Origin of the sequence: Micromonospora sp. NPDC092111 (assembly GCF_044755745.1) — a bacterium.
Classification (GTDB): domain Bacteria; phylum Actinomycetota; class Actinomycetes; order Mycobacteriales; family Micromonosporaceae; genus Micromonospora.
Genome location: NZ_JBIVRQ010000005.1, coordinates 185,117 through 203,585, shown reverse-complemented (window position 1 = coordinate 203,585; position 18,469 = coordinate 185,117). Strand labels below are relative to the sequence as shown.

Annotated in this window: 24 protein-coding genes; 13 read left to right on the top strand and 11 right to left on the bottom strand. The window is 73.5% G+C overall.

The window, feature by feature from the left end:
• Positions 1 to 19: 19 nt before the first annotated feature.
• Positions 20 to 211 carry a DUF397 domain-containing protein gene (locus ACIQG9_RS13500; RefSeq protein ID WP_400401310.1) on the bottom strand — a complete coding sequence of 64 codons (192 nt, stop codon included), beginning with the start codon at positions 209 to 211 and terminating at the stop codon, positions 20 to 22.
• A 183-nt stretch (positions 212 to 394) separates the two neighbouring features.
• Here ACIQG9_RS13500 and ACIQG9_RS13495 point away from each other — a divergent pair, with 183 nt between their 5' ends.
• Positions 395 to 970 (top strand): HhH-GPD-type base excision DNA repair protein, encoded by a 576-nt coding sequence (locus ACIQG9_RS13495; RefSeq protein ID WP_400401308.1) that lies wholly within the window; start codon positions 395 to 397, stop codon positions 968 to 970.
• A 56-nt stretch (positions 971 to 1,026) separates the two neighbouring features.
• The gene (locus ACIQG9_RS13490) at positions 1,027 to 2,223 is read left to right on the top strand and encodes a low temperature requirement protein A (RefSeq protein ID WP_400401306.1); all 1,197 of its coding nucleotides are present in this window, start codon (positions 1,027 to 1,029) and stop codon (positions 2,221 to 2,223) included.
• A gap of 8 nt (positions 2,224 to 2,231) precedes the next feature.
• Here the strand turns inward: ACIQG9_RS13490 and ACIQG9_RS13485 are convergent, their stop codons facing one another.
• Positions 2,232 to 2,543: a hypothetical protein gene (locus tag ACIQG9_RS13485; RefSeq protein ID WP_400401304.1), complete on the bottom strand. Its 312-nt coding sequence runs from the start codon at positions 2,541 to 2,543 to the stop codon at positions 2,232 to 2,234.
• A 13-nt stretch (positions 2,544 to 2,556) separates the two neighbouring features.
• Entirely contained in the window at positions 2,557 to 2,844 is a 288-nt protein-coding gene (locus ACIQG9_RS13480; RefSeq protein WP_400401302.1) for a hypothetical protein, read from the bottom strand.
• A gap of 103 nt (positions 2,845 to 2,947) precedes the next feature.
• On the opposite strand from ACIQG9_RS13480, the gene ACIQG9_RS13475 reads away from it, so the two are divergent.
• Complete coding sequence (locus tag ACIQG9_RS13475; RefSeq protein ID WP_400401300.1) at positions 2,948 to 3,307, top strand: DUF3099 domain-containing protein; 360 nt, start codon at positions 2,948 to 2,950, stop codon at positions 3,305 to 3,307.
• A gap of 9 nt (positions 3,308 to 3,316) precedes the next feature.
• Here the strand turns inward: ACIQG9_RS13475 and ACIQG9_RS13470 are convergent, their stop codons facing one another.
• A complete protein-coding gene (locus ACIQG9_RS13470) occupies positions 3,317 to 4,216 on the bottom strand; it encodes a carbohydrate kinase family protein (protein ID WP_400401298.1) in 900 nt (299 codons plus the stop codon).
• Positions 4,213 to 5,136 carry a pseudouridine-5'-phosphate glycosidase gene (locus ACIQG9_RS13465; RefSeq protein ID WP_400401296.1) on the bottom strand — a complete coding sequence of 308 codons (924 nt, stop codon included), beginning with the start codon at positions 5,134 to 5,136 and terminating at the stop codon, positions 4,213 to 4,215. Before ACIQG9_RS13465 ends, ACIQG9_RS13470 begins: the two co-directional genes overlap by 4 nt.
• Positions 5,137 to 5,223: 87 nt before the next feature.
• Here ACIQG9_RS13465 and ACIQG9_RS13460 point away from each other — a divergent pair, with 87 nt between their 5' ends.
• The 3 genes from ACIQG9_RS13460 (at position 5,224) to ACIQG9_RS13450 (ending at position 8,074) form a co-directional block, all read left to right on the top strand.
• Complete coding sequence (locus ACIQG9_RS13460; RefSeq protein ID WP_088946800.1) at positions 5,224 to 5,442, top strand: DUF3039 domain-containing protein; 219 nt, start codon at positions 5,224 to 5,226, stop codon at positions 5,440 to 5,442.
• A gap of 42 nt (positions 5,443 to 5,484) precedes the next feature.
• Positions 5,485 to 6,147, top strand: coding sequence for a trimeric intracellular cation channel family protein (locus ACIQG9_RS13455; RefSeq protein WP_400401294.1), 663 nt, complete (start codon positions 5,485 to 5,487; stop codon positions 6,145 to 6,147).
• A gap of 193 nt (positions 6,148 to 6,340) precedes the next feature.
• Positions 6,341 to 8,074, top strand: a complete 1,734-nt coding sequence (locus ACIQG9_RS13450) for a DEAD/DEAH box helicase (protein ID WP_400401292.1) — start codon at positions 6,341 to 6,343, stop codon at positions 8,072 to 8,074.
• 221 nt (positions 8,075 to 8,295) lie between these two features.
• On the opposite strand, the gene ACIQG9_RS13445 is transcribed toward ACIQG9_RS13450, so the two are convergent.
• Together ACIQG9_RS13445 and ACIQG9_RS13440 are read right to left on the bottom strand one after the other, a co-directional pair.
• Positions 8,296 to 8,529, bottom strand: coding sequence for a hypothetical protein (locus ACIQG9_RS13445; protein WP_400401691.1), 234 nt, complete (start codon positions 8,527 to 8,529; stop codon positions 8,296 to 8,298).
• A 248-nt stretch (positions 8,530 to 8,777) separates the two neighbouring features.
• Positions 8,778 to 10,382: an RNA polymerase sigma factor gene (locus ACIQG9_RS13440; protein ID WP_400401290.1), complete on the bottom strand. Its 1,605-nt coding sequence runs from the start codon at positions 10,380 to 10,382 to the stop codon at positions 8,778 to 8,780.
• 287 nt (positions 10,383 to 10,669) lie between these two features.
• On the opposite strand from ACIQG9_RS13440, the gene ACIQG9_RS13435 reads away from it, so the two are divergent.
• Positions 10,670 to 11,485 (top strand): inositol monophosphatase family protein, encoded by an 816-nt coding sequence (locus tag ACIQG9_RS13435; RefSeq protein ID WP_400401288.1) that lies wholly within the window; start codon positions 10,670 to 10,672, stop codon positions 11,483 to 11,485.
• A gap of 69 nt (positions 11,486 to 11,554) precedes the next feature.
• Here the strand turns inward: ACIQG9_RS13435 and ACIQG9_RS13430 are convergent, their stop codons facing one another.
• On the bottom strand, positions 11,555 to 12,070 hold the full coding sequence (locus tag ACIQG9_RS13430) for a LytR C-terminal domain-containing protein (protein ID WP_400401689.1): 516 nt from the start codon (positions 12,068 to 12,070) through the stop codon (positions 11,555 to 11,557).
• A 436-nt stretch (positions 12,071 to 12,506) separates the two neighbouring features.
• Here ACIQG9_RS13430 and ACIQG9_RS13425 point away from each other — a divergent pair, with 436 nt between their 5' ends.
• Both ACIQG9_RS13425 and ACIQG9_RS13420 read left to right on the top strand, forming a co-directional pair.
• Complete coding sequence (locus ACIQG9_RS13425) at positions 12,507 to 12,803, top strand: DUF4193 domain-containing protein (protein WP_067315205.1); 297 nt, start codon at positions 12,507 to 12,509, stop codon at positions 12,801 to 12,803.
• Between the two features lie 128 nt (positions 12,804 to 12,931).
• Complete coding sequence (locus tag ACIQG9_RS13420; RefSeq protein WP_400401285.1) at positions 12,932 to 13,810, top strand: hypothetical protein; 879 nt, start codon at positions 12,932 to 12,934, stop codon at positions 13,808 to 13,810.
• Positions 13,811 to 13,901: 91 nt separating this feature from the next.
• On the opposite strand, the gene ACIQG9_RS13415 is transcribed toward ACIQG9_RS13420, so the two are convergent.
• A complete protein-coding gene (locus tag ACIQG9_RS13415) occupies positions 13,902 to 14,396 on the bottom strand; it encodes a DUF3093 domain-containing protein (protein WP_400401687.1) in 495 nt (164 codons plus the stop codon).
• Between the two features lie 90 nt (positions 14,397 to 14,486).
• On the opposite strand from ACIQG9_RS13415, the gene dut reads away from it, so the two are divergent.
• The 4 genes from dut (at position 14,487) to ACIQG9_RS13395 (ending at position 17,007) form a co-directional block, all read left to right on the top strand.
• The gene (dut, locus tag ACIQG9_RS13410; protein WP_400401283.1) at positions 14,487 to 15,017 is read left to right on the top strand and encodes a dUTP diphosphatase; all 531 of its coding nucleotides are present in this window, start codon (positions 14,487 to 14,489) and stop codon (positions 15,015 to 15,017) included.
• A 25-nt stretch (positions 15,018 to 15,042) separates the two neighbouring features.
• Complete coding sequence (locus ACIQG9_RS13405; RefSeq protein ID WP_400401281.1) at positions 15,043 to 15,693, top strand: DUF3710 domain-containing protein; 651 nt, start codon at positions 15,043 to 15,045, stop codon at positions 15,691 to 15,693.
• Positions 15,694 to 15,946: 253 nt separating this feature from the next.
• Positions 15,947 to 16,327, top strand: coding sequence for an OB-fold nucleic acid binding domain-containing protein (locus ACIQG9_RS13400; RefSeq protein WP_400401279.1), 381 nt, complete (start codon positions 15,947 to 15,949; stop codon positions 16,325 to 16,327).
• Entirely contained in the window at positions 16,324 to 17,007 is a 684-nt protein-coding gene (locus tag ACIQG9_RS13395) for a DUF3159 domain-containing protein (RefSeq protein WP_400401277.1), read from the top strand. Before ACIQG9_RS13400 ends, ACIQG9_RS13395 begins: the two co-directional genes overlap by 4 nt.
• 84 nt (positions 17,008 to 17,091) lie before the next feature.
• Here the strand turns inward: ACIQG9_RS13395 and ACIQG9_RS13390 are convergent, their stop codons facing one another.
• Positions 17,092 to 17,781 carry a potassium channel family protein gene (locus ACIQG9_RS13390; RefSeq protein WP_400401275.1) on the bottom strand — a complete coding sequence of 230 codons (690 nt, stop codon included), beginning with the start codon at positions 17,779 to 17,781 and terminating at the stop codon, positions 17,092 to 17,094.
• Between the two features lie 3 nt (positions 17,782 to 17,784).
• Positions 17,785 to 18,450 (bottom strand): potassium channel family protein, encoded by a 666-nt coding sequence (locus ACIQG9_RS13385; protein ID WP_400401273.1) that lies wholly within the window; start codon positions 18,448 to 18,450, stop codon positions 17,785 to 17,787.
• Between the last annotated feature and the right edge of the window lie 19 nt (positions 18,451 to 18,469).

The window sequence follows — 18,469 nt, the reverse complement described above, 5'->3', positions numbered from 1 at the left end:
GGGCCTCTCCTTCGTCGGGTCAGGGCTGCTTGGCGAAGCCCACGAACGACTTCCAGACGCCCGGGTCGAACGCGAGCACCGGGCCGGACGGGTCCTTGCTGTCACGAACGGCAACGACGCCGGGGAGGTTGTCGGCAACCTCGACGCAGGCTCCGCCGTTCGAGCTGCTACGGGTGCTCTTGCGCCATCGGGCGCTGCTCAGGTCAGCCATGCTCGCGCTCTCAAGAATTCGATGGACTGGCCGCGCGGAAGCGCCACCGATCTCACGGTAGCCCAGACGGCCCGGAGGCTGGCAACGTTCAGGGTGCCTCACGTCAGGCGGGTGCCGGTACCGGCAGGTCGGCTTCGGGGAGTCGGCGCGGTCCGACCGCGGCGGGCGGGCAGGATGGGGGCCATGATGCTCGCGCTGCCCATCGAACCCGAGGCCAACCGGCTGCTGGAGCGCAGCCCACTCGCCCTGCTGACGGGGATGCTCCTCGACCAGCAGGTGACGATGGAGAAGGCGTTCGCCTCGCCGTACGTGCTGGCCCAACGGCTCGGCCACGACCCGGACGCCCGGGAACTGGCCGGGTACGACCCGGAGGCGCTGGTGGAGGTCTTCGCCCGGCCGCCCGCGCTGCACCGCTTCCCCAGGGCGATGGCCGGTCGGGTGCAGCAGATGTGCCAGATCCTGGTCGACCGGTACGACGGCGACGCCGCCCGGCTCTGGGCCGACCTGCCCGACGGCCGGGAACTGCTGCGTCGCATCGGTGACCTGCCCGGCTTCGGCACCCAGAAGGCGCAGATCTTCGTCGCCCTGCTCGGCAAGCGCTACGACGTGCGTCCGGACGGTTGGCGGGAGGCCGCCGGCGGCTACGGCGACCCGGACGCGTACCGGTCGGTCGCCGACATCACCGACGCCGAGTCGCTGCGCCGGGTGCGCGAGTACAAGCAGCAGGCCAAGGCGGCGGCGAAGGCCGGCAAGGGCTGACGCAACCGCGCCGCGCGCCGCTCGTTGAGATCCCCGACGGCGGCGACGGGTGGGCCATGGCGGACGAGCGGGGCGCGGCGTTGCTGCGTGGTGGGGTGAGTTCGCCCCGGGCCACCTTCCTGGAGCTCTTCTTCGACCTGGTCTTCGTCTTCGCCCTGACCCGGGTCTCCCAGCGGCTGATCGACGACGTGACGGCCTCCGACCGGGACGTGCTGCGGGAGACCGCGCAGACCGTGCTGCTCTTCCTCGCACTCTGGTTGGTCTGGTCCATGACCGCCTGGGTGACCAGCCGGTACGAGCCGGATCGGGCGGCCATCCAGTTCGTGGTGGTCGCCTCGATGTTCGCCAGCATGGTGATGGCGATCGCCGTTCCCCGGGCGTTCGCCGAACGGGCGCTCCTCTTCGCGCTCGGGTACGTGGCGATCCAGGTCGGTCGGCCGCTCTTTCTCACCCTGGCCCTGCGGGGGCACCCGCGCCGGTCGGTCACCGTGCGGATCCTGTTCTGGGCGGCGGCCAGCGCGGTGCCGTGGCTGGTCGGCGCGTTGCTGCCGGCGGCCCGGCCGGCACTCTGGACGCTGGCCCTGGCCTGGGACTACGTCGGTCTGGCGCTGGGCTGGCCGCTGCCGGGGCGCGGCTCGGCGCGGGCCTCCGGCTGGGCGGTGACGGGGGAGCACCTGGCCGAGCGCTACCAGCAGTTCTTCCTCATCGCGCTCGGCGAGACGATCCTGGTGATCGGGCTGACCTACAGCGGCGAGGAATTCTCGTCCGCCGGGGCGCTCGCGTTCACCCTGTCGTTCCTCACCACCGCGCTGCTCTGGTGGATCTACTTCCAGCGGGCCGGGCACGTGCTGGCCGAGGCGATCAAGGTGGCCCGCTCGCCGGGCGTGCTGGGTGAGTCCGCCGCCTGGACCCATCTGGTCATCGTGGCCGGTGTGCTGCTCACCGGCGTCGGCTACGAACTGGTGATCGCCCATCCCGGTGGGCAGACGGCGCCGGGCTGGCCGGTGTTCGTGCTGGGTGGGCCGGCGCTCTTCCTGGCCGCCCGGGCCCGCTTCGAGTACGAGATCTTCGGTCGGGTCTCCCGCAGCCGGCTGATCGGGGTGGTGCTGCTGGTCGGGCTGACCCCGGTGGCGCTGCGGCTGCCGGCGATCGGCGGGCTCGGACTGGGCGTGCTGGTGCTGGCCGGGATCGCCGTCGGGGACGCGCAGCGCGCCCGGGGGCGTCCGCTGGAGCGGCCGGCGTCGCCGCTGTAGCCGACCGGTCAGGCGGCGGTGGGGCGGGAGAGCGAGGCGAGCGCCCGGCGCACGTCGGCGAGGGAGACGGTGGCCGAGTCGTCCAGGTCGGCGAGGCCGGCCTCGATCCACTGCCGCATCAGCGTGGTGACCCCGATGCCGCGGGCCTCCGCCGCCGCCCGGACCCGGTCGTACGTCTCCAGCGGCAGCCGGACCGAGCGGCTGACCATCGGCACGTCGGTGTCGGGGGTGGGCAGCTCCACCGGCTGGCTGTCGTCGATCAGCTCGGCGAACGCGTGGTCGCCGTCGTGGAACCGCTTGCTGGCGTCGTTACGGTTCATCGCCGTGGCCTCCTCATCGGCGCGTTCTCCGCACGGCCTCGTCGTAGCGCTTGGCCTCGACGTCGCTCAGCTCGCGGGCGGAGAGGATGTCCCAGTCGTGGTCGGTGCCGTCGGCCTCGGCGAGCAGGACGGCCAGCCGCCGGCCGCGACGGTTGGCGGCGTAGACGACCCGCACGTCGTCGCCGAGGTGCCGGATCACCCGGCGGGTGCTGTGCAGGGCCTCCCAGACTTCCCCGGGCGTGACGTCGTAGACCCGCAGGTTTGCCAACGCCTCGTCGGTGAAGCTGAACCGGCTGCCCACCGGCGCAGCGTACCACGCACGTAACACGTTGCCGGTTGGCCCGATTTTCGCTGATCAAGGAGGGGCGGTGACAGGATGGGGCGTAACCCCCTCTAGGAGGTCCATGGTGAAGCGCCAGGCGTACCAGCCGATTCTGATCACCGACGCCTCGCGCAGCCAGGACGACCAGCTCACCAGCCGGCAGAAGCGTTATGTGCTGATGATGGGCATCCGGGTGGCCTGCGTGATCGGCGGTGCGATCCTGGTCGGCACGAAGGCCCCGCTGCTCTGGCTGTGGCTGCCCCTGGTGGCCCTGGGCATGATCCTCATCCCCTGGCTCGCGGTGCTGCTCGCCAACGACCGCCCGCCCAAGGAGCAGCACCGCCTCGCCAGCAGGTTCCAGCCCCGCCACCGCGACGAGACCCCGCCGATGACCCTCGCCGCCGAGGAGCAGCCGCACAAGATCATCGACGCCGAACCCTGACCCCGCCGGTCAGGGGGTGGGGCGGGCGCCGAGGGTGGAGACGGCCAGGGCACCCAGGTCGGCGGCGCGGGTGAGGGCGGCGCGTGGGTCGGCGCCGGCGGTCCAGGTGGTGAGCAGGCCCGCCGCGAAGGCGTCGCCGGCACCGGTGACGTCCACCACGGCGACCCGCCGGGCCGGGGCCACGCCGACGGTCGCCCGCCGGTCCACCCAGACCGCGCCCGCACCGCCCCGCTTCACCACCACCCGCCGGGCCGCCGCCGACAGCGCCCGCGCCTGCGCCGCCGGGTCCAGCCCGCCGGCCAGCACACCCGCCTCGTCCGCGTTGACCAGCAGCAGGTCGACGTCGCGTACCCAGGACAGGAAGGCCGCCGCGCCGACCCGCCGCAGCGGGGCCGCGGAGGCCGCGTCGACGCTGGTGGTCAACCCGCGCTCGCGGGCGGCGGCCAGCGCGCGCAGCCCGGCCGGTCGTGACCCGGCGTCCAGCAGGCAGTACGCGGACAGGTGCAGGTGGGCGGCGTCGGGCACCGCCGCCAGGGCCCGGTCGACGTGCCCCTCGGTCAGCCGCAGGTTCGCCCCCCGTTCGGTGACCATGGTCCGCTCGACGGCGGTGGCCAGCACGATCACCGTCCCGGTGGCGGCCCCCGGGTGCACCTCGACCGCGCAGTCCACCCCGGCCCGTTCCAGCTCGGCCACCCGGTCCCGTCCGGCGCTGTCGTCACCGACCGCGCCGACCAGCGTCACCGGCACGTCCTGGGCGGCGATCCAGGCGGCGGTGTTGGCGGCCTGTCCGCCGCCGGTGACCTGGATCGTCGCCGGGGTGTCCGAGCCGGTGGCCAGCGGACCGGCCAGCACGGCGACCACATCGGTGATCAGGTCGCCGACCACCACGATCCGGGCCGGACCGGTCATGCTTGGGTACGCCGGGCCGCGACCGCGATCCGGGCGGCCAGGTCGGCGTTGCGCAGGATGATCCGGACGTTGACCGCCAGGCTGGCGCCCTCGGTGGCCGAGTGGAAGTGGGCCAGCAGGAACGGGGTCACCGCCTTGCCGGTCACCCCGTCCTGTTCCAGCCGGGCCAGGCCCTCGGTCAGGGTCCGGTCGTGCAGCGCCGGGTCGAGCTGCTCGTCGACCGGCAGCGGGTTGGCCACGATCAGCCCGCCGCCGTGCACGCCGTGCTGCTGCCGCGCGGCCAGCACGTCCGCCACCTGCTCGGGGGAGTCCACCGACCAGTCCAGGTCGAAACCGGCGTCGGTGAGGTAGAAGCCGGGGAAGCGGCGGGTGCGGTAGCCAACCACCGCGACCCCGAGGGTCTCCAACCGCTCCAGCGTGGCCCCGACGTCGAGGATCGACTTGACCCCGGCGCAGACCACCGCGATCGGCGTCCGGGCCAGGGTGATCAGGTCGGCCGACTCGTCGAAGGTCTGCGCCGCCTCGCGGTGCACCCCGCCCAGGCCGCCGGTGGCGAAGACACCGATCCCGGCCGCGGCGGCCACCGCGCTGGTCGCGGCGACGGTGGTCGCCCCGTCCGCGCCGGTGGCGGCGGCCACCGCCAGGTCGCGGACGGAGAGCTTGGTCACCCCGTCGACGGTGGCCAGGCGGGTCAGCTCGGCGTCGTCGAGGCCGACGACGAGCTCGCCGCCGACCATGCCGATGGTGGCGGGGACGGCACCGGCGTCCCGGACCGCCTGCTCGATCTCCCGGGCGACCCGCAGGTTGTCCGGTCGGGGCAGACCGTGCGAGACGATGGTGCTCTCCAGGGCGACGACGGGCCGGCCGTCGCGCAGGGCGTCGGCGACCTCGGCGCCGTGACGGATGTGAAAGTTGGTCACCTCGGTACCGTACGGGCCGCCGTCGAGGTGGGCTGAAGTGGACCGGGCGGAGCCGACCTGCAAAACTGGAAAGTTGGAGGTGGAGAAGTGAGTACAGAGGTTCTTGAGCGTCCGGAGCTGAAGGACGCCGACACCGGCCCCGAGATGTTCCACTACGTGCGCAAGGAGAAGATCGCCGAGAGTGCCGTCATGGGCACCTACGTGGTGGCGCTCTGCGGCGAGACGTTCCCGGTCACCAAGGCCGCCAAGCCGGGGTCGCCGGTCTGCCCCAAGTGCAAGGAGATCTACGACTCGTACCGCGAGTGATCCGGGGCGGCTCGACGAGCCGCCCACGTAATCTTCGGCGGTGTGACCACCTCCACCGCCCTGCTCCTCGCCGATCTCACCGGGGTGGCCGTCTTCGCCGCCTCCGGGGCCTCCGCGGCGGTGGCCAAACGGCTCGACCTCTTCGGCGTCGTCTTCGTCGGCTTCGTGGCCGCGCTCGGCGGCGGGATCTTCCGCGACCTGGTGATCGACGAGGTGCCGCCGCTCGCCTTCGCCGACTGGCGGTACGCCACCACCGCCGCGGTCACCGCCGCCGCGGTGTTCTGGCTGCACCCGCAGCTCGCCCGGCTGCGCACCACCGTGCTGGTGCTCGACGCGGCCGGGCTGGGCCTGTTCACCGTCACCGGCACGCTCAAGGCACTCGACGCCCACGTGCCGGCGGTCGGCGCGGTGGTGATCGGCATGCTCACCGCGATCGGTGGCGGCCTCGGCCGGGACCTGCTCACCGCCGAGATCCCGGTGGTGCTGCGCCGGGAGATCTACGCCGTCGCCGCGCTCGCCGGGTCGATCATGGTGGTGCTGCTGGACGGCCTCGGGCGTGCCGGCGCGCTGAACCTGACCGGGGCGGCGGTGCTGGTCTTCGCCCTCCGGCTGGTGGCCCTGCGGCGTCGCTGGTCGGCCCCGGTGGCGCCGATGCGTCCCCCGAAGACCGACCTCGGCCGCCCACCACCGCCCGGCGGCCGGTGAGCGGGCGGCTGCGGGGAGTGCGCGGGCGGGGTGGCGGATGTGACCAGCGTGGCGTCGGCTGGGTGGACCAGCCCCGGCTGGTTATGCTGAGCCGGCCTTCGCGGCATCTTCTGCGCGGAGGCGTTTTCATGGGCGGCGGTACCCGTGGCCCTCGCCCCGGGTCCGCCGTCGTGCGGTCGGAGAGGAGCCATGCGTGGCAGCCCGGTTGCCGGCGCTCGAGACGTTCCCGCCCCTGCGCGCCTGGCAGCGCAAGGCGATGGTGGAGTACCTGCGCCGCCGGACCGAGGACTTCACCGCGGTCGCCACCCCCGGTGCCGGCAAGACCACCTTCGCCCTGCGGATCGCCGCCGAGCTGCTGGTGGACGGCACCATCGAGGCGGTCACCGTGGTCGCGCCGACCGAGCACCTGAAGACCCAATGGGCGCAGGCCGCCGCCCGGGTCGGCATCCAGCTCGACGCCGCGTTCCGCAACGCCGACCTGCACTCGTCCGCCGACTTCCACGGCGCGGTCGTCACCTACGCCCAGGTCGGCATGGCCCCGCAGGTGCACCGGCGGCGCACCATGACCCGGCGCACCCTGGTCATCCTCGACGAGGTCCACCACGCCGGCGACTCCCGGTCCTGGGGCGACGGGGTGAAGGCGGCCTTCGAGCCCGCGGTACGCCGGCTGATGCTCACCGGTACGCCGTTCCGCTCCGACGACAACCCGATCCCGTTCGTCAGCTACGAGCGGGGCGGGGACGGCCTGCTGCGGTCCCGGGCCGACTCGGTCTACGGCTACTCCGACGCGCTGCGCGACGGCGTGGTCCGGCCGGTGCTCTTCCTGGCGTACTCGGGGGAGACCCGGTGGCGCACCAACGCCGGGGACGAGCTGGCGGCGCGGCTGGGCGAACCGATGACCCAGGACCTCGTCGCCCAGGCATGGCGGACCGCCCTCGACCCGGCCGGCGACTGGATGCCGCAGGTGCTACGGGCCGCCGACGCCCGGCTGACGGTGCTGCGCAACGCGGGGATGGCCGACGCCGGTGGCCTGGTGATCGCCAGCGACCAGCAGAACGCCCGCTCGTACGCCAAGCTGATCGAGCAGGTGACCGGCGAGAAGGCCGCCGTGGTGCTCTCCGACGACCAGGGCGCGTCCGCGCGGATCGCGACGTTCGCGGCGTCCGGGCAGCGGTGGCTGGTCGCGGTGCGGATGGTCTCCGAGGGCGTCGACATCCCCCGTCTGGCGGTCGGCGTCTACGCCACCAGCGCCAGCACCCCGCTCTACTTCGCCCAGGCCATCGGGCGGTTCGTCCGGGCCCGCCGCACCGGCGAGACCGCCTCGGTCTTCGTACCGAGCGTGCCGCACCTGCTCGGGCTGGCCAGCGAGATGGAGGTCGAACGGGACCACGTGCTGGGCAAGCCCAAGGACCGGGAGGGCTTCGACGACGACCTGCTGGAGCGTGCCCAGCGCGACGAGCAGGCCAGCGGCGAGTTGGAGAAGCGGTTCACCGCGCTCTCCGCGACCGCCGAGCTGGACCAGGTGATCTTCGACGGGGCGTCCTTCGGCACCGCCGCCCAGGCCGGCACCCCGGAGGAGGAGGAGTACCTCGGCCTGCCCGGTCTGCTCACCGCCGACCAGGTGTCGCTGCTGCTCACCAGGCGGCAGGCCGACCAGCTCGCCGCCCAGCGTCGGCGGGCCGCCGCGCGGGCCGCTGAGCCGGCCGCTGCGGCCCCGGCGGCGCCGCCGGTACCGATGAGTGCCGCCCAGCGTCGGGTGGCCCTGCGTCGCCAACTGAACGCTCTGGTGGCCGCCCGCCACCACCGCACCGGGCTGCCGCACGGCAAGATCCACGCGGAGCTGCGCCGGCTCTGCGGCGGGCCGCCGAGCGCCCAGGCGACCATCGAGCAGCTTGAGGAGCGGATCGCCACCGTGCAGACCCTCTGATCCCACCAGCCGTTCGGCACCCGGTGGGGTGAGTGGCGCGTTCCGTACCCAGGTGGGCGGGTGGCGCGTTCCGCACCCCCGGATGGGGTGGGTGGTGCGTTCCGCACCCGGTGGGGGTGGGTGGCGCGTTCCGCACCCGGTGGGGTGGGTGTGCGAAAAGCCGGCCGGAGGCCCCCAGGGGGCCTCCGGCCGGCTATGTCGTCGCGGGGTCTGTTACGGGTTCAGTTCGCCATCAGATCGGCGCCACGCCAGCTGAACTCCGGGTCCGTCGCGTACTTCACCGTGATCCGCACGAGATCCTCGGCGTACTTGTTCGCGTGGTGCCCACAGAACACCAGCTCGCTCCCACCCGCCAGAGTGATCCGGAGCTTGCCGGCAGCATTGCAGCGGTCGCACCGTTCATCGGCGGCTGGGGGAGCCACCGTCTCGGGCGGCGGCGTGAGGGTCGGGGTCATCGCCTTCCTCCTCTGGTCGTCACCGATGAACACTCTCTTCGGTCGTTGCTCACTCATCGTGCAACACCCTTGCCAGGCCCTGCCTTCCCAGTGTGCCCGCGGGGGACCGAGGTCACACATGGCAGGGAAGACAGTGTGCCGTGTACCAAGGGTGCCACGTCAACGATCACAAACCCGCATCCGCCCGATCACCTTTGAGTGTTCTACGGCTGGTGATCAAACCGACACGACTTGTTGACGTGGACGGCTCAGTCCAGATAATCGCGCAGCACCTGGGAGCGTGACGGGTGCCGGAGCTTGGACATCGTCTTGGACTCGATCTGCCGGATCCGCTCCCGGGTCACCCCGTACACCTGGCCGATCTCGTCGAGCGTACGCGGTTGGCCGTCGGTCAGGCCGAAGCGCAGCCGTACCACCCCCGCCTCACGCTCGGAGAGCGTCTGGAGGACCTGCTGGAGCTGGTCCTGGAGCAGGGAGAACGAGACGGCGTCGACCGCGACCACGGCCTCCGAGTCCTCGATGAAGTCGCCGAGCTGGCTGTCGCCCTCGTCGCCGATGGTCTGGTCCAGCGAGATGGGCTCCCGGGCGTACTGCTGGATCTCCAGCACCTTCTCGGGTGTGATGTCCATCTCTTTCGCCAGCTCTTCCGGAGTGGGCTCGCGGCCCAGGTCCTGGAGCAGCTCGCGCTGGATCCGGCCGAGCTTGTTGATCACCTCGACCATGTGCACCGGGATGCGGATGGTGCGGGCCTGGTCGGCCATCGCGCGGGTGATCGCCTGCCGGATCCACCAGGTGGCGTACGTGGAGAACTTGTAGCCCTTGGTGTAGTCGAACTTCTCGACCGCGCGGATCAGGCCGAGGTTGCCCTCCTGGATCAGGTCGAGGAAGGCCATCCCGCGCCCGGTGTAGCGCTTGGCCAGCGAGACCACCAGCCGGAGGTTCGCCTCCAGCAGGTGGTTCTTGGCGCGCTCGCCGTCCCGGGAGATCCAGAGCAGGTCGCGCTGCATCTCGCGGGTGAGCTTCTCCTCGCCCTCGTCGGCGGCGCGCAGCCGCTCGGCGGCGTAGAGGCCGGCCTCGATCCGCTTGGCCAGCTCGACCTCCTGCTCGGCGTTGAGCAGCGGAACCTTGCCGATCTGCTTGAGATAGGCCCGGACCGAGTCGGCGGAGGCGGTGAGTTCCGCGTCCCGGCGCGCCTGCTTGAGCGCCTCGGACTCCTCGTCGTCCCACTCGAAGTCGTTGTCGGTGGCGGAGGCGGCGGCGTCGGTCTCGGCGGCCTGGGCCAGCTCGGCCGGCTCCTCGACCACCACGTCCTCGATCTCGGCGGCCAGCTCCTCGGGGTCGATCTCCCCCTCGGCGCCCTCGCCCTTCTTGCCGGCGGCCTTGCTGGCGCCGGCGGCGGCCACCGTCGCCTTGGTGGCCCGGGTGGACTTGGTCGCCTTGGCGGCCGGCGCGGCGGCCTTGGCGGCCACCCCCGCCGTCGTGGCGGCCTTGCGCGGAGCCACCTTGCGCGGGGCGGGCGCGGTGGCCTCCTCGGCGGCCGGCGCCTGCTTCGGGGCGGGCGCGGCGGCCTTCTTGGTGGTCTTGGCGGTGGTGGCCCGGGAGGCCGGGGTGGCGGACCGCGCGGCGGCCACCCGGCGGGGGCGGGTGCTGGCGGAGCCGTCCACCACCACGGTCACGCCCGCCTCGGAGAGCGCCCGAAGGATCTTCTTGGCCTGGGCCGGGGTCACCTCAGCGGACTCGACGGTGCGCGCGAGCTGGGCCGACGTCAACTGGCCGCCCGCGCTCTGCGCGTGCGCGATCAGGGTGTCGGTGAGCGAGCGAACGTCGGCGCCGGTCTGGCGGGGTTCTGTCACGAATGACCTTCCGGAGGCGAAGAGCGGGCACGGCCGGGTCGTCCGGACGCGGCGTGGCGCACCGTGCCGGGCGATGTCGATGAGGGACCCCCGTGTCCCGGTCCGGCCGTTCGGCGGCGGTCCGTGGCGCGTGGGCAGGGTGAATTGTAACGCCGTCTGCGGCGATCATCCTGCGGCGCACGGCGTACCGGCGGTCGGGACCGCCGATTCGGCGCAGATGTGGACTTTGTAAGGATGATAACCGCGCGTGTGCCGGGCGTCCCGGTCGTGCGGGAAGGGGACGAATCATGACTCGTTCGGCGTCGTCACAGGAACTGCTGGCGATCGCGATCGAGGTGGCCCGGGACGCCGCGGCCACCGCGTACCGGATGCGGGCCGAGGGGGTCTCGGTCGCCGCCACCAAGAGCACCGTCACCGACGTGGTCACCGCCGCCGACCGGGCGGTGGAGCGGCAGGTACGCGAGGCGCTGGCCGCGCTCCGCCCCGACGACACGGTGCTCGGCGAGGAGTACGGCGCGGGGGCGGGCACCGCCGCCCCGGGCGGGGTGCGCTGGATCGTCGACCCGATCGACGGCACCGTCAACTACCTCTACGGACTGCCGTACTGCGCGGTCTCGCTCGCCGCCGAGGTGGCCGGCGAGGTGGTCGCCGGGGTGGTCCGCAACGTGCTCACCGGCGACGAGTGGACCGCGACCCTGGGCGGCGGCGCGTGGCGCGACGGCCGGCGGCTGAGCTGCTCCACCGAGACCGATTTGGGTCAGGCCCTGGTCGCGACCGGCTTCGGCTACGACGCGGGTCGCCGTACCCACCAGGCCCGGGTGGTCGCCGAGCTGATCCCGCACGTGCGGGACATCCGCCGGATGGGCGCCGCCGCGCTCGACCTCTGCCAGGCCGCCGAGGGGCGGGTGGACGCGTACTACGAGAAGGGCCTGGCCGCCTGGGACCTGGCCGCCGGCGGGCTGGTGGCGGCCGAGGCCGGGCTGCGGGTCACCGGGCTGCGTGGCCTGCCCCCGGGGCCGGACCTGGTGCTCGCCGCCCCGCCCGCGCTCTTCGCGCCGCTGCACGACCGGCTCGCCGACCTCGACGCCTCCGGCGGGCCGTGACCGGCGTCCACCGCGACGCCGACGGCGGCTCCCCCGACCGGGGACGCCGCCGTCGGCGTGTGGCGATGGTTACTTCTTGACCGGCATCGGGCAGGACCCCTCCGGCGCGACCGGCGCGCCGAGGTCGCCGAGGGACTGGTTGACCTCGGTGGTGGTGGCGAGCTGCTGGAAGCCGTTGCCCAGCAGGACGTCCACCGTGTCGTCCTTGCGCTTGGGGTCGTACTCGGTGCTGGCGTTGTCGAGGAAGTAGGCCCGCAGCAGGTGCGCGGAGCCGACCCCCTTGGGGCCGTACCGCAGCACCGCCACGTCGTCGACGCCCTTGGGGGCGTTGCCCACCTTCTTCACCTGGAACTTGCGGTTGCGGAAGTCGTCGGCGACGGTGCCGGCCCGGCCGACCTCGTCGGTGGCGTTGTAGACGTTGATCTTGACGTCCTTCTGCTCGCGCAGCGTGACGTCGGCGAGCGGCCAGCCCTCGGGACAGCTACCGGCCGCGCCGGCCTTGCCCTGCGTGTCGCGGACCACCGTCACGACGACGAAGACCAGGGCGACGACCGCCAGCAGACCGACGACAACGAGTGCTCGCACTCGCGCAAAGCTCATCTGGGCGCTCCCCGGACAGTGAGTGGGTGGCGGCGGCACCGGCGGTCGGGCCGCCCCGCCGGCCGTCGAGTACGCCGCTGAGGTTAACGCTTGTCCGGCAGTCGCGTGGAAACAGTCCGACATGCCGGCGCGCCAACCGGGAACCGGGTAGTACTACCCCTATCTTCGTGTCGCCTGAGTCACATTGGGAACAACTCGGGGCGGAGGGGCGTACATCTCTGCCGCGAGGGCGGTATACATGCCTCGCCCGGGAGGGGGGTAAGGTACCGCGCTCGTCGGGGGGAGTGCCCTGGCGGCCTCGACCCGAGGGCCGTCGGGTCGGGTGACCGACACGAAGTGGTGGCCGGCCAGTGGGAACCGAAACAGCGTCGCCCGGCGTTACAACCGGAAGCGACAACATCGATATGGGAGAGTGAAACCGATGGCCACCGACTACGACGCCCCGCGTCGCGACGAGGTCGACCTCGGCGAGGACAGCCTGGAAGAGCTCAAGGCCCGGCGGGTCGACTCACAGTCGGGCGCCGTGGACGTCGACGAGGCCGAGGTGGCCGAGAGCTTCGAGCTGCCCGGTGCCGACCTGGCCGACGAGGAGCTGACCGTGAAGGTCCTCCCGATGCAGCAGGACGAGTTCCGGTGCGGACGCTGCTTCCTGGTCCACCACCGCAGCCAGCTCGCGGTGGAGCGCAACGGCGACCTGATCTGTCGCGAGTGCGTCTGAGCACGACATCACACCAGCGGCGGCCTCCTCGCGGGGCCGCCGCTGTCTGGGCTGCCGTGCGCGGGCGGCGGGTTGCTGCTTGACTCGTAGTGGGCGGAGACCACGCCCACCGAACCTCGGGAGGGCGGATGAGCGAGCGCGGCGAGCGGTCCGGCGGTGCCGACCCGGTCGGGCCGTCGACCGGTGCCGACCCGGCCGCCGACACCGGCACCGGCCCGGGTGACCCGCCGTCCCCGGGCGGCGGCCCGGCGGACCGCGCCGACGACGAACTGGGCGCGACGGTGGCGGCGCTGACCGCCGACGACATCCTGCCCGCCCGTCGCCGGCAACTGCTCACCAGACTGGTCGGGCAGGCCCGCAGCCGAGGGCTCGCCGACCTGTTCAAGCCGAAGGCGGCGCTGCGCTGGATGACCGAGACGGTCGCCGACGTCGCGCCGCACATCCCGGTCCGGGATCTGGCCACCCTGCGCCGGCACTTCCCCGGGCTGGACGACGAGGCCCTCGCCGACCGGCTGGTCCGCAACGCGACCCGGGCCACCGCCGGGGTCGGCGCGGCCGGTGGGGGAGTCGCCGCGGTGGAGTGGACGGTCGCCCCGACCCTGCTCTCCGCGCCCGTGCTGCTGGCCGCCGAGACGATCGCCGTGGTGTCGATCGAGCTGAAGCTGATCGGCGAGCTGCACGAGATCTACGGCGCGCCGCTGCCCGCCGGCGGCACCCCGCGCAGCATCGCCCTGGTGCAGTCCTGGGCCAGCCAGCGGGGGATCAACCCGATGATGCCGGGGGTGGGGGTCAGCGCGGTGCTCGGCACCGCCGCCCGCAGGGAGCTGCGCGACACCCTGCTCAAGCGTTTCGGCCGCAACCTGACCACGCTGGGCCCGTTCCTCACCGGCGCGGCCGTCGCCAGCTACCTCAACCGCCGGGCCACCCGGGCGCTGGCCGACCAGCTCCGGCGCGACCTGCGCAGGCAGCGTCGGGAACTGCCCGGCGGCCGGCCCGCCCTGCCCTGACGCCCCGCCTGGTCTGACGCCCTGCCCTGACGCCCCGCCGTGAGGCGATGGTCTGACGCCCCGCCCGGCGGCGGCGACGCCAGCGGGCGGTTCAGCCCGCGTCGCGGGCGGCCAGCAGGGCGGCGGCCAGCTCGACCGGCCGGCGGGTGCTCACCACCCAGAACGGGGTGGGGTCCGCCGGGTCGTCGAGCACCACCTGCACCGCGCCGCCGATCCACGGGCGCTGCACCACGAAGGCCAGCGGGTCCGACCCCACGCCGAGCACCTCCCGCTTGCCGGCCGCGTCCAGCGGGACGACGTCGGCGACGTACCGGACGGGAAGGCGGGCGTCGTCCACCCGCAGCTCACCGTCGGCGACCGCGACCCGGACCCGGCCCAGCCACCACAGGCCGGCCCCGGTGGCCGGCAGCAGCAGCACGAAGGGCAGCCAGGCCCGGGTCCCGGCGGCACCCATCCAGACCTCGGCCGCGGCCAGCCCGGCCAACGCCAGCCCGGCCAGCCAGAACCACCACGGCAGGCGGAGCCGCTCGGAGTGCGCCGGGACCGCCGTGGTGCGCGGCGCCGGCGACGACGGGGAAGGCGACAGGCTCACTCCTGCCAGGGTACGGAACACGACGGGCGGTCGACCCGGCAGGATGGCAGGGTCACCCCGCGAACCGGACGGAAGAGGGAGACCGTGACCCACCTCGTACCCGTGCCCGTACGGCAGCTCGACCCGGAGCTGCCCCTGCCCGCGTACGCCCATCCCGGCGACGCCGGTGCCGACCTGGTGGCCGCCGCGGACGTCGAACTGCCCCCCGGCGGCCGGGCCCTGGTGCCCACCGGGGTGGCGCTGGCCCTGCCGGACGGGTACGTCGGCCTGGTCCACCCGCGCTCCGGCCTGGCCGCCAGGCTTGGTGTGACGGTGCTCAACGCGCCCGGTACGGTCGACGCCGGCTACCGGGGTGAGATCCTGGTCAACCTGATCAACCATGATCGGGACGCACCGGCGAAGATCTCCCGTGGCGATCGCATCGCACAACTCGTTGTCCAGCGGGTGGAGCGGGTCGATTTCCAGCCGGTGGCGGAGCTGCCCGGGTCCCGACGGGGTGCCGGCGGACACGGGTCCACCGGCGGCCACGCCGGCCTCGTGCCGCCGCCCGGTGGCCCGGTCGGGCGGGAAGGCATCGACCGGGCGGGCGAACGGACGGAAGAGGTGGCAGGGTGAGTGCGAACAGCGGAGGGTGGGCGCAGTGATCTTCTCCCGAAAGCGGGCCGACGGCGGGCGGCACGCCCGTGACGAGCGGGCCGACGTCCTCGACTCGCACGAGGCGGCGGGCCCGGCGCGCGGCCCGTACGACATGTCCGAGGCACCGGACGACGTGCAGCGGCTCGACCTGGGCAGCCTGCACATCCCGGCGGTGGCCGGCGTCGAGGTACGGGTGCAGGCCGATCCCCAGGGCGTGATCCAGCAGGTCGTGCTGGTGCACGGGGACAACGCGCTCCAGCTCGGCGTCTTCGCCGCGCCGCGCTCCGAGGGCATCTGGGACGAGGTGCGCGAGGAGATCCGCCAGTCGCTGTTCAGCGACGGGGCCGCCGCCCAGGAGGTCCAGGGCGAGTACGGCCCCGAGCTGCACGCCCGGGTGCGTACCCCGGACGGCCTGACCGACCTGCGTTTCATCGGCATCGACGGGCCGCGCTGGATGGTCCGCGGCGTCTACCAGGGCGCTGCCGCCACCGACCCGGACGTGGCCGGCCCGCTCGCCACCTGCCTCGACGGCCTGGTGGTCGACCGGGGGCAGGAGGCGAAGCCGGTGCGTGAGCCGCTGCCGCTGCGGCTGCCCCGCGAGGTCGCCGACCAGGCCGAGGGGGACGGCACCGCGCCCGCCCCGGACGGGGCCTGACCGACCGGACACCCGGGCCCGGTGCCGTCACCAGCGTGACGACGCCGGGCCCGGCCGTCTGTCCGGCGCGCTGCCCCGGTCCGGTGCCCTCCGGCCCGGGTGGCGTCCGTTCCGGACGTTGCGGCCGGATCCGGACCCGACGCCCGGCCCGCCGACCGGGCCGGACGGCGTACGCTGGCGGGACGGTCCCGCGCCCGGGACCGGGCCAGTGCCGGCGCGCGCCGGTCAGCGTGGAGAGGGTGACGCGGAGGTCATGTCGACCGACGAGAGCCGGGTGTCGCTGCGGGGCATCCTGCGACGGCTCACCGCCAGCGAGGCCGAGATCGAGGCGCAGGAGCTGCGCCGGGAGAGCGCCGAGTCCGGTGGCGTGCCGGCCCGGCAGTGCATGCGGGGGCAGGTGGTCTCGGTCGCCGGGCGGCTCCGCACGGTGGTCTACACCCCGCGTACCAACCTGCCCACCCTGGAGGCGGACCTCTACGACGGCAGCGACGTGGTCACCCTGGTCTGGCTGGGCCGGCGGCACATCGTCGGCATCGAGCCGGGTCGGCACCTCACCGCCCGCGGCCGGGTGGCCGTCCGGGACGACCGCAAGGTCATCTACAACCCGTACTACGAGCTGGAGTCGCCGAAGTGACGACGGGACAGCCCCCGGCCACCGAGCCGCAGACCACCCCGGAGGACGACGAGCGGCTGCCCAGCCTCGCCGAGCAGATGGCCGACCAGCTCGGCGGCTGGCGCGGGCTGGTCGAGTCGAGCATCCCGGTGGTGGTCTTCGTGCTGGCCAACGTGGTCGGCGAGCTGCGGCCGGCGGTGATCGCCTCGATCGGGGTGGCGCTGCTGATCGCGGTGGTCCGGCTGGTCCAGCGCCGGCCGGTCCGGCACGCCGTCAACGGGCTCTTCGGCATCGCCGTCGGCGCGGCCATCGCCTGGCGTACCGGGGACGAGCGGGACTTCTACCTCCCGGGCATCCTCTACGGCATCGGCTACGGCGTCGCCCTGCTGATCTCCGCCGCGATCCGACAGCCCCTGGTGGGCTGGATCTGGTCGGTGCTGGTCGCCAGGGGTCGCTCGGAGTGGCGGGACGACCCCCGACTGGTGCGCACCTTCACCCAGCTCACCGTGCTGTGGGGCGTGGTGTGGCTGGCCAAGGTGGGGGTCCAGGCCGGGCTCTACCTGGCCCACCAGGACACCGCGCTGGGGGTGGCCCGGCTCGCCCTCGGCTACCCGCCGTACGCGCTGCTGCTGCTGATCACCGTCTGGACGGTGCGCCGGGTGACCCGGGAACCGGCTGCGCAGCCGCTGGCCGGCGCCTGAACCGATCCCCACCCGCCTGCGCGGCGGTGTGGCGCGGGCCGGCCGGACACCCCGGCGGTGGCGCGGGCCGGCCGGAGACCCGGCTCAGCCGGTGCCGCGGGTCCGCTCGACGCTGTCCGGGCCGAGGATCACCCTACGCACCTCGTCCTCCACGTCGGCGGTGCACACGAAGATCAGCTCGTCGCCGGCCTCGATCGGGTCGTCCGGGCTGGGCACCAGCACCCGCTTGCCGCGCAGGATCGCCACCAGCGCCGCGTCCCGGGGGATCGGCACCGCGTGGATCGGCTGCCCCACGTACGGGGCGGTCGGCGGCAGGGTGATCTCGACCAGGTTCGCCTCGCCCTGCCGGAAGGTCATCAGCCGGACCAGGTCGCCGACGGTGACCGCCTCCTCGACCAGCGCGGCCATCACCCGTGGCTTGCTGACCGCCACGTCGACGCCCCACTGCTCGGTGAACAGCCACTCGTTCTCGGCCCGGTTGACCCGGGCCACCACCCGGGGCACCGCGAACTCGGTCTTGGCCAGCAGCGACACCACCAGGTTGACCTTGTCGTCGCCGGTGGCCGCGACCACCACGTCGCAGCCGGCGACGTCCGCCTCCTCCAGGCTGGCCAGCTCGCAGGCGTCGGCCAGCACCCAGTCGGCGGCGGGCACCCGGTCCGGGCGCAGCATCCGGGGCTGCCGCTCGATCAGCATCACCTGGTGGCCGTTTTCGATCAGTTCCTGGGCGATCGAGCGCCCCACGTTGCCCGCGCCGGCGATGGCGATCCGCATGGCTCAGTGCCCTCCTTCGGGCGGCGTCGCGGCCACCGCGGTGACCGAGGCGGCGATGTCGTCGGTGACCAGGACGTAGAGCTGGTCACCCTCCTGCACGACGGTGGACGCGGTGGGCAGCGTGCCGATGCCGAACCGGGTCAGGTACGCCACCCGCGACCCGGCCGCCTCCTCAAGCTGGCGCAGCGGCCGGCCGATCCAGTCCTTGTGCACCGGCACCTCGATGATCGACACGGTGCTGGTGGGGTCGCGGAAGATCTCCACGTTGCCCTCGGGGACCAGGTGCCGCAGCATCCGGTCGGCCGTCCAGCGGACGGTGGCCACGGTGGGGATGCCGAGCCGCTCGTAGACCTGGGCCCGGCGCTGGTCGTATATCCGGGCCGCGACCCGGGACACGCCGAACGTCTCGCGGGCCAGCCGGGCCGAGATGATGTTGGAGTTGTCGCCGCTGGAGACGGCCGCGAAGGCGTCCGCCCGCTCGATGCCGGCCTGGCGCAGCACCTCGCCGTCGAAGCCGGCGCCGGTGACGGTGATGCCGGCGAAGTCGGGGCCGAGGCGGCGGAACGCGTCGGCGTCCTGGTCGATCACCGCCACCGAGTGCCCCCGGGACTCCAGGCTGTGGGCCAGCGTCGAACCGACCCGGCCACAGCCCATGATCACGACGTGCACGGTGTCCCTCCCAAGGTGC